This is a genomic window from Candidatus Babeliales bacterium (assembly GCA_040879965.1).
Taxonomy (GTDB): domain Bacteria; phylum Babelota; class Babeliae; order Babelales; family JACPOV01; genus JBBDJI01.
The window spans coordinates 121234-129863 of sequence record JBBDJI010000007.1 but is presented as its reverse complement, the minus strand read 5'-3'; the positions used below and the strand labels follow the sequence as shown (position 1 = coordinate 129863).

At 32.3% G+C, this 8630-nt stretch carries 8 protein-coding genes; 4 read left to right on the top strand and 4 right to left on the bottom strand.

Going from position 1 to position 8630, the window contains the following annotated elements; genetic code table 11:
- Positions 1-926: hypothetical protein (locus WDZ41_01175; GenBank protein ID MEX0939952.1), on the top strand; the 926-nt coding region annotated here is incomplete at its 5' end.
- On the opposite strand, the gene WDZ41_01170 is transcribed toward WDZ41_01175, so the two are convergent.
- The 3 genes from WDZ41_01170 to WDZ41_01160 all read right to left on the bottom strand — a co-directional run bounded on the left by WDZ41_01170 (position 923) and on the right by WDZ41_01160 (position 3253).
- Positions 923-2380: an RtcB family protein gene (locus WDZ41_01170; protein ID MEX0939951.1), complete on the bottom strand. Its 1458-nt coding sequence runs from the start codon at positions 2378-2380 to the stop codon at positions 923-925. The two genes, WDZ41_01175 and WDZ41_01170, sit on opposite strands and share 4 nt — an antisense overlap.
- Before the next feature lie 11 nt (positions 2381-2391).
- Positions 2392-2835, bottom strand: coding sequence for an archease (locus WDZ41_01165; GenBank protein MEX0939950.1), 444 nt, complete (start codon positions 2833-2835; stop codon positions 2392-2394).
- Positions 2836-2968: 133 nt separating this feature from the next.
- A complete protein-coding gene (locus WDZ41_01160; GenBank protein MEX0939949.1) occupies positions 2969-3253 on the bottom strand; it encodes a hypothetical protein in 285 nt (94 codons plus the stop codon).
- Positions 3254-3423: 170 nt separating this feature from the next.
- On the opposite strand from WDZ41_01160, the gene WDZ41_01155 reads away from it, so the two are divergent.
- Genes WDZ41_01155 through WDZ41_01145 form a run of 3 tightly spaced genes read left to right on the top strand, consistent with a single transcriptional unit; the run spans position 3424 to position 6531 of the window.
- Positions 3424-3858: a DUF721 domain-containing protein gene (locus WDZ41_01155; protein MEX0939948.1), complete on the top strand. Its 435-nt coding sequence runs from the start codon at positions 3424-3426 to the stop codon at positions 3856-3858.
- On the top strand, positions 3855-5507 hold the full coding sequence (locus WDZ41_01150; GenBank protein MEX0939947.1) for a hypothetical protein: 1653 nt from the start codon (positions 3855-3857) through the stop codon (positions 5505-5507). The genes WDZ41_01155 and WDZ41_01150 overlap by 4 nt, the downstream gene beginning before the upstream one ends.
- A gap of 7 nt (positions 5508-5514) precedes the next feature.
- On the top strand, positions 5515-6531 hold the full coding sequence (locus WDZ41_01145; protein MEX0939946.1) for a UDP-N-acetylglucosamine--N-acetylmuramyl-(pentapeptide) pyrophosphoryl-undecaprenol N-acetylglucosamine transferase: 1017 nt from the start codon (positions 5515-5517) through the stop codon (positions 6529-6531).
- On the opposite strand, the gene WDZ41_01140 is transcribed toward WDZ41_01145, so the two are convergent.
- On the bottom strand, positions 6526-8595 hold the full coding sequence (locus WDZ41_01140) for a hypothetical protein (GenBank protein ID MEX0939945.1): 2070 nt from the start codon (positions 8593-8595) through the stop codon (positions 6526-6528). The genes WDZ41_01145 and WDZ41_01140 overlap by 6 nt on opposite strands.
- Positions 8596-8630 lie beyond the last annotated feature (35 nt).

Genomic DNA, 8630 nt, shown 5'->3' with positions numbered 1-8630 from the left:
AACAATATGATCAATTCGATTTTAGCGGTGAACGTTATATTATAACAGGAAAAGATATTGCTACCGCTGTTCACAATGATGGTCCCGGAGAATTTTTCTTTAACGCCGCAAATATTTTATTATATAATGGCTTTCCATTATCATCATATTCTCCGTATCAAAATGGTAATATCACCAATGAAGATCCATTTGTTACACTAGCAATTACTGATATTTATTCAGCTATCTTTGGCGTATGCCAAGAAGCATTAAAGCATGCATGGGCACATAAATGGCGTGGCAACAGAAAATTACGTCCTGAAGCAATGGCTGGCCTTATTCATCGTGCTGAAACTACAAGTACAAATCTATATAATTTATCAAGCTTATTATTCAATGATTTAGCAGGATTTAATGTTCTTGCATGGACTCGCAATCGTAATGAACAACAAGCATTTATTCCTAATAATCCATTACCAATCAATGAAGCACAAACGTATCTTTTAGGATTAGTATACCCGGAGGGTTCTCCCGCTCACCCTTCATACCCTGCTGGTCATGCAACTATTGCAGGCGCATGCTCTACTATTATAAAAGCTTTTATTAATGATCAAGCGTTAATTAAAGATTATATTGCACCCGTGAAACCAAATCCTGCTGACCCAATACAATTAATTTCTTTGACTGATATGGAAGGAGCTGATGCATTAACAGTCGGCAGCGAACTTGATAAACTAGCTTCAAATATTGCCTTAGCGCGCGATTTTGCTGGTGTACATTATCGTTCAGATGGTGATAAAGGTATTTTGTTAGGTGAAAAAATTGCACTTAATTATTTAAGAGACCATGCGCGCATTTATACCGAACAAGGATTTAATGGTTTTGAATTAACTAAACGCAATGGACAAAGAGTACGTATTACCGATGAGCAAATAATAAATATTTAATCACCTTTAATAACTGCAAGAGGTATCACGCGCGCAATTTTTTTTGCTAAACCAACTTCATCAACAACGCGTACCACATTATCAACATCTTTATACGCCGTTGGTGCCTCTTCAGCTAATCCAGGATCAGAAGAACTGCGGATAACGATTCCTTTTCGTTGTAATTCTTCTCGCAATTGAGATCCTCTTATTGTCTTTTTTGCTTCAGTTCGAGACATACTTCTACCCGCACCATGACAAGAAGAACCAAATGCTAATTCCATACTTTTCTGCGTACCAGAAAGTATATAGGAGCTCGTACCCATAGTGCCCGGAATTAATACTGGTTGGCCAACCGCGCGATATAACGCAGGAATTTCTTCTCTACCTGGCCCAAATGAACGCGTCGCTCCTTTGCGATGCATTATTACTGTCTCTTCTTTACCATTAATTGTATGTTTTTCGACTTTGCCAATATTATGAGAAAGATCATATACTAAATTAAGTGGTGCATCAGCACCAAAAATATTTTGCCATACTTCTCGCACCCAATGACCAATCATATGTCGGTTTGCCCAAGCAAAATTTGCCGCTGCTTGCATAGCACCAAAATAATCTTGTGCAATCTCAGAATTAAATGGCGCACATATCAATTCTTTATCTGGCAACTCAATACCTAAATCCTTTATTCGTGGCAACATAGCACGTACATAATCAGTGCATACCTGATGCCCTAACCCGCGTGAACCGCAATGAATCATGATTGTTACCAATCCCTTTTGCAATCCAAAAATATCTGCAATGTTCTTATCATAAATTTCTTCAATTGCTTGTACTTCTAAAAAATGATTTCCCGATCCTAATGTACCTAATTGATCACTACCTCTTTTTTTCGCACGTTCTGAAACAAGATTGGCTTGTGCACCTTGCATAGATCCATGTTCTTCACAAAATTCCAAATCTCGTTCTACACCAAATCCTTTTTCAAGCATATAGCGTGCACCGGTATTAAGCACTTTATCAAGCTCGCTAATTGATAAATCTATTTTGCCACCTTTACCAACACCAGAAGGAACAGTATTAAAAATATCAGTTGCAAGCCGCTCAATATGTGGTTTTATTTCATCTTTTGTTAATGAAGAAACCAATAAACGCACACCACAATTAATATCATATCCAATACCCCCCGGTGAAATAACTCCTCCCTTTTCGATGGCCATTGCTGCTACACCTCCTATAGGAAAGCCATAACCTTCATGAATATCGGGCATTGCAAACGCATAGTTTTGAATGCCAGGGAGTGTAGCAACATTGACCAACTGCCAGAGTGAACGGTCACCAAACACGTCATCAAGCATCAGATCGTTTACAAAAATACGCGCGGGAACATGCATATCTTCGCGGTACGATTTTGGAATTTCATAAATATTTTCATCAACTTTTATTAAATCTTTTTTTTCTAATTCTTTTATCATTTGCAACCCCCTTAAATATCAAAAACAATATTGGTTTCCCAAATACTATTAACTTGCTTTATTGATAAATCATGAAAAGTAACCGCTTTAATTTCAACCACTTCAAATCTATTAATTTTAATACCATATAAAATAGCTGAAATATTTTTATCATCTAATGTTTTAATTTTTGCATCAAGATATGCTTCATTATACGAATCTGAGAGAAAAAGCGCTTCTGACAAAAAATCAACTAATAAAATATCTAAGTCTATAGAATGTAATTCAATTTTTCTTTCTATAGGCAATTGTGAGCAAATCAAGCGATCATTTTCAACAAAACATGATTCAGCACGCGGCCCAATACTTTGAAACATACCAATAATTGCATTACGAAAAAGTTCTTCTAATGTTTTTCCATATACACGAATCTTAAGATCTGCAGTATGTGGAATAATTTCAAAATCTTTTATCATAATTATCTTTTTTTTATTTCATGTTCAATTCTTGGCAAAATATATAAAAAAAGTTTTTGTTATAGCAAGTATTGTAAAAAAAATAAGGCCAAGCACTGGATGCTTGACCTTTCAAAAAAAGAAAAATTTAATTTTATGGAAAATCTATATGGTAAGGAGCTAAATATTCTGAATAATTTATTTTTTTATCTATTTTTTGGTTTCCAAAAGCAAAAGGTGAGCTTCCAGGAAAATCATAATATAAATCATAACTGGAGCTTTGTTGATTTGCAGGAATAGCAGCTAAAAGATGAGCCCCTACTAACGTATTTACACGCCTATTATGTTTAGCATTATCATTATTATTCTTTGTATCCGAATTTGCACTAAGACCACTATAGAAAATTCCTACAAGTAAAAAAAACTTAACAAGTCTCATACAATTCCTATCTTAAAAAAAAATAAAATAACATACTAGAATAAAATTTATATAAGCTTTCAATAGTTTTGTCAAAAAAATCTTAGAAAAATCATTGTTTATTTTTTTCTTTTAATAAGAAATAACTCTATACTGTTCTTAAATATATTATTCTTATAAGCTAAAAAAACATGATAAAACCAATTGACCAATTAATTAACTCGTTAATTATACCTGAACATGAATGGAAAAAAAATCTCTTATCAAATTGGACTGATATTATTGGCCATTTATCGAGTCAAGTACGACTAGAAAAAATTGATAATGATTCACTTATTCTTGGTGTTAATGATTCTAGTTGGTTGCAAGAACTTTATCTACTCACTCCCATTTTGCTTGAAACTATTAATGCTAAACTTGATAAACCACGTATTAAAAAATTAAAATTCAAGCAAACGCCTAAAAAAAAGGAAAGAATAAGAAATATTCATAACTGTTCCCAGACTCCTGCAAAAAAAGTTACATTAACAAAAAAAGAGCAGGCCATATTAAATAACATCGAAGATGCTGATTTAAGAAATGCTCTAAAAAACTTTCTACTACGTTGCTATCAGGAGAGACCATGAAAACTATATTAATTTTATTGATTTTCATTAGCCCTATACAAACTTTATTTTGCTTGCCTCCATCTTCTTCTGTGTTAAATCAAGAAAATCAATACCACTTATATTTGTGGGCTTATTATAATCAACTTGAGCAAAAATCAACTATAGCACAGCATTATTTTGATATGATTCTTTATAACAATGGATCAGTATATACCTATCCTGGATATATTTATCATTTGTATGAAACTAATCAATTTGCAGCTATTACAAAATTAATACCAACGATTGATCAACATTTATCGGAACATTTGGAAACACAATTATTACTGGTAAAAGCACTAGAATTAACAAACAACCAAACCCAAGCCGATCAAAAAATCATTAATCTTTACAATAAATTTAAAAATAGCCCTGAAGTTGCTTATGGAACTACTCTTGCCTATATGAAAAGCAAACAAACGCCACAAGCATTTCAGGTAATTGATGAGTTTTTAGGTAGTGGTATCGAAAGACCGATTAATTTTATATTCTATTTTCTAAAAGCGCAATTATATATGAGCAATCATGATCAGCAAAAAGCGCAAGAGAATATAAAAAAAGCGTTAGAACTTAATACATCGTTCGATCAAGGCTGGCTTCTTTCCGGGCTCATTCATGAATTAGCTGGCAATATCGATGAAGCCATTACGGGCTATCGCACTTTTCTTCAATTAACGGGTCGCAATAAAAATGTTGAACAACAACTCATTAATCTCCTTTTCAAAAAACAAAATAATAATGGCTTTGCAAGTATGAAAAAAAATTTTGAACAAGCGTTTACTCTTTATAAACAAAGCGAATTCAAACAAGCCTTAACAGCAACTGAAAAATGCCTCACTCAAGACTCATCGTATCGCCCGGCCCGTTTATTAAAAATCGAATTATTGTGTGCCTTAAATATACCAAAAAAAGCAATTACTCTTTTAACTGCTTGGATTAGCAAAGAGCCGTTAGATGATAATTGGTATCGAGCATTGTATCTTTTATATCAGGCAAAAATAGAGCAGGAAGCTATTATACAAGCGTTCAAAAAAATTGAGACAGCGTTTCCTAAAAATGGATTAGTTTTACTTTATTTAGCTGATTTATCTTTAAAACAAAAAGACCGTTCAACTGCTATTGCTTATTTAAAAAAAGCACTCCCTTTAGTTGAAGATAAATCAATCACACAAAAAATAACGTATCAATTAGCGCATATATATTATGAACAACAAGAATTTAACGCCTTAACTCAATTATTTGATCAAGAATTAAAACAGAAAAATAATTTTTCACCCTTTCTCAATTTAGCCGCATATTTTTACCTGACTAAAGAAAAAAATAGTATTAAAGCACAAAAATTAATTTCTAAATCATTAAAACAAGAACCAAAAAATCCGCATTATCTTGATACGCAAGCGCTCATTTGGTATAAACAAAAAAAATATAATAAAGCAGAAAAATTATTAGATTCGCTTGCTCAAATTATACCTAATGATTTTTTTATACATAAACATTTAAGCAAAGTACATTATAAATATGGCAATACAAAACAAGCTATTGCTTTGATGGATAAGGCATTATCATTATCATGCCCAATATTTGAAAAAAACAAATGTCAAACATTAGTAAATAAATGGCGTTCTTAAACTAATTATGAAAAAAAAATCTATTATCGCCTTTATAGCAGGAAAATCTGGTGGCCATATTATACCTGCAATAACACTTGCAAAAAAGATATACAATCAAGATGCTGATGCTACTATTCTTTTTTTTTCTACTGCAAATGCACTTGATAAAGCTATTTTAGATAATTATTCTTTTATTACACATATTCCTATCTACCTTGATAATATTCCTCGCAAACTTTGGTTTTATCCGGTTTATATATTAAAAACTATTTTCATTATATTTCAGTGCTTTAGATTATTAAGAAAAAATAAACCAAGCAAAATAATAAGTATGGGTGGTTATATTTCATTGCCTGTCTGTATTGCGGCAAGATTTCTTAAAATCCCGATTGAACTTTTTGAACTTAACGCAATTCCAGGTAAAGCAATTAAAATTCTTAGCCCCTTAGCTAGAACTATTTGGTACTGTTTTCCTGAAGCAAAAAAATATTTACCACAGCAAAAATCAGAATATTGTTTATATCCGTTAAATTTTACTCAAACCGATCGCAACTCAACATTGCATGCAATAAACACATTAAATTTGCAAAAAAATCGCAAAACATTATTTGTTTTAGGTGGTTCTCAAGGATCAATCTTTATAAATGATTTAATAAAAAATATAGTTTTAACTAATCCAGCTATTCTTTCATCAATACAAATTATTCATCAAATAGGCAAAGATAATATTGATGAATGGAGTTCTTTATATAAATCATTATCATTACCGCATCATGTTTTTTCTTTCAACCATAATATGGCTCCATTTTATAATGCTGCTGATTGCATCATTTCTCGTGCCGGCGCTGGTACTATTTTTGAAATTTTATTTTTTGCCAAACCAGCAATACTTATTCCTTTAAAAACTAATACCACTAATCATCAATACTTCAATGCACAAGCAATTGCAGATAAATTCCCTCAATTAATATCAGTGTTACCTCAAGAAGAAATCATGAAAGATAACAATCTATTTAAAAAAACCATTAAAACATTTCTATGAAGGCCATTCTTTTGGCTTATCTCCTAAACCAAACACATAATAATTAAGGCCAGATTTTCTTAATATCGGATACTTTTCAATACTAACCGGGCCCAAAATAAGTGTTTCTAATAATTCTGTTCCTTGTGTAGTTAAGTTTCTACTCGCAGGTGCTGCAGTAGGATTAGTAAATAAACCTTCATTTCCATTTTGTTTCAAATAAATCTCTAGTGCTTTTCTTACTTGATCTGGTTTCGTTTTAAAATCGTTAATCCACTTAGATAATCGTTGTCCTAAATCGGTTAAAATATTTGATTTCAATGCTATTGCTCCTGTTGCCTGATCAGTTGTGTAAGCTTCCTTATTAAACCATATTACATTAGCAAATTGATCAACTCGTAATAAGCTTGGTTCTATAATATAAAAAAATGGCCCATCATCAACACCTGCGGGCAAAAATTGGTCTGATAATAAAATTATCCCACTAATACCTGAACTATTTTTATCTTGCATATCGATAATAATGCCATTCTGATTTGGATTTATATCTGAAAGAATATTTTTTTTATCTAAAGGTTTACTTACGTCAGTAAATATAGCTCCTTGTCCTATTAACCCTTCATGCAAACGTTCAATAAACAATTGTGCTTTTTTATCATCATCTGTTTTTAAAGAAAGCACATATAAACAAGCATTTTTTTCTTTAATTTGTGGCCGCAATAAAGTAAAATCAAGCACCTCACTTGGATTAATTTTTTTTAAAAATGTATAATCATCCGTTTTATAGGTAATCCAAACTTGTTCCGGTAAATCAATTGGTACCGTCGCAGAATTAACCTCTCCTTTTTCTGCCAAAATTGCTTGCGCTTGCGCTGCTGATTTATACCATATATGGCAACGAGCTGGATTAATATCTCTAATGTTGCCTGAAGTTGGTTGATCAAAGTTTCCAATCGCTAAACCCTGCATACCAACGGCAATATCGCCTTCCAAATCATATATTGCATAGGTATATAGCATAGAACCAACAACTTCTAATTCCGGTTTTGCTGGATCTTTACTTTTATTAATAAGATTACCAATTCCTTCTGGCGCAAGTGGCATAAAAGTAATTTTATTTTCTTCCGTTGCTTGATCTTTAAAAAACTGAAATCCTCGTATCTCATCACCCGGGGGCCGAATAGAGTGGTCAATATCCTTGGTTGATTCAAGCATATTAAAGCTATCTGGTTGGAGCGTAACTGTATATTCATTATTATTTTTCTTAAATTTTAATAGGACATCTTTTTTAGTATTATTGAAAAATTGTCCCGCAAATTCCGGCGTGGTACCTTTTAAATCAAGATATTCTGCTTTCAGCTCCCCTTTATAGGTATAAGCTCGATAATAATATATTTTGTCATCTTTTGGTTGCCACGGATAAATAGTTTTAGAAAGTAATTTATACTTACCTAATTCATTTTTATGGGTAAATCCGCCAACTGCATGAACAATTGTTCCAACAAGACTACCAAATGTTTCGCCTATTGAACCAAAAAATTCATTTAATTTATCATTAGGAATTACTCCTACTAATCCCGCACCAACAACACCCGTGGCAGCTAGCCCAACTTCGCCAGCTTTTGCACCAATTATACCGCCCCATTTTGATAAAAATTGCCGTTCATCTTGTGGATATTTTTCTTTTTTTTCAGGATCCCCAGCTAACCATACATTAAAGTAAAGTTGCTGATCATAAAACATATCAACCGAATTAGAATAAGGCCCTAAAATTGCACTTTTAACAATCTTGCCTTGAAATGTGGCACCCAAAAAACCAGTTAAACGTTCTTGTGCAATAAAAATAGGAATCGCCGCATCATTAAATACACGATAACTATAATGATAGTCTGGTGTTACATAACCAAAACTTTGCCCTACTCCTTTTAACATATCACCAGCACCGTTCCAAGCTTTTTTTGCTTGCTTGGTGAATTCTTTAAATTTTTCGGTTATTTTTTGCTCACCAGTTTTTTCTTGGCTGTATAATAAAAATGATATGGAAAAGATGAATACTTGCATCAAAATCATTTTTTGATTTTTCATATTATCTCCTAATTTTTATCTAACTATGCCAACTT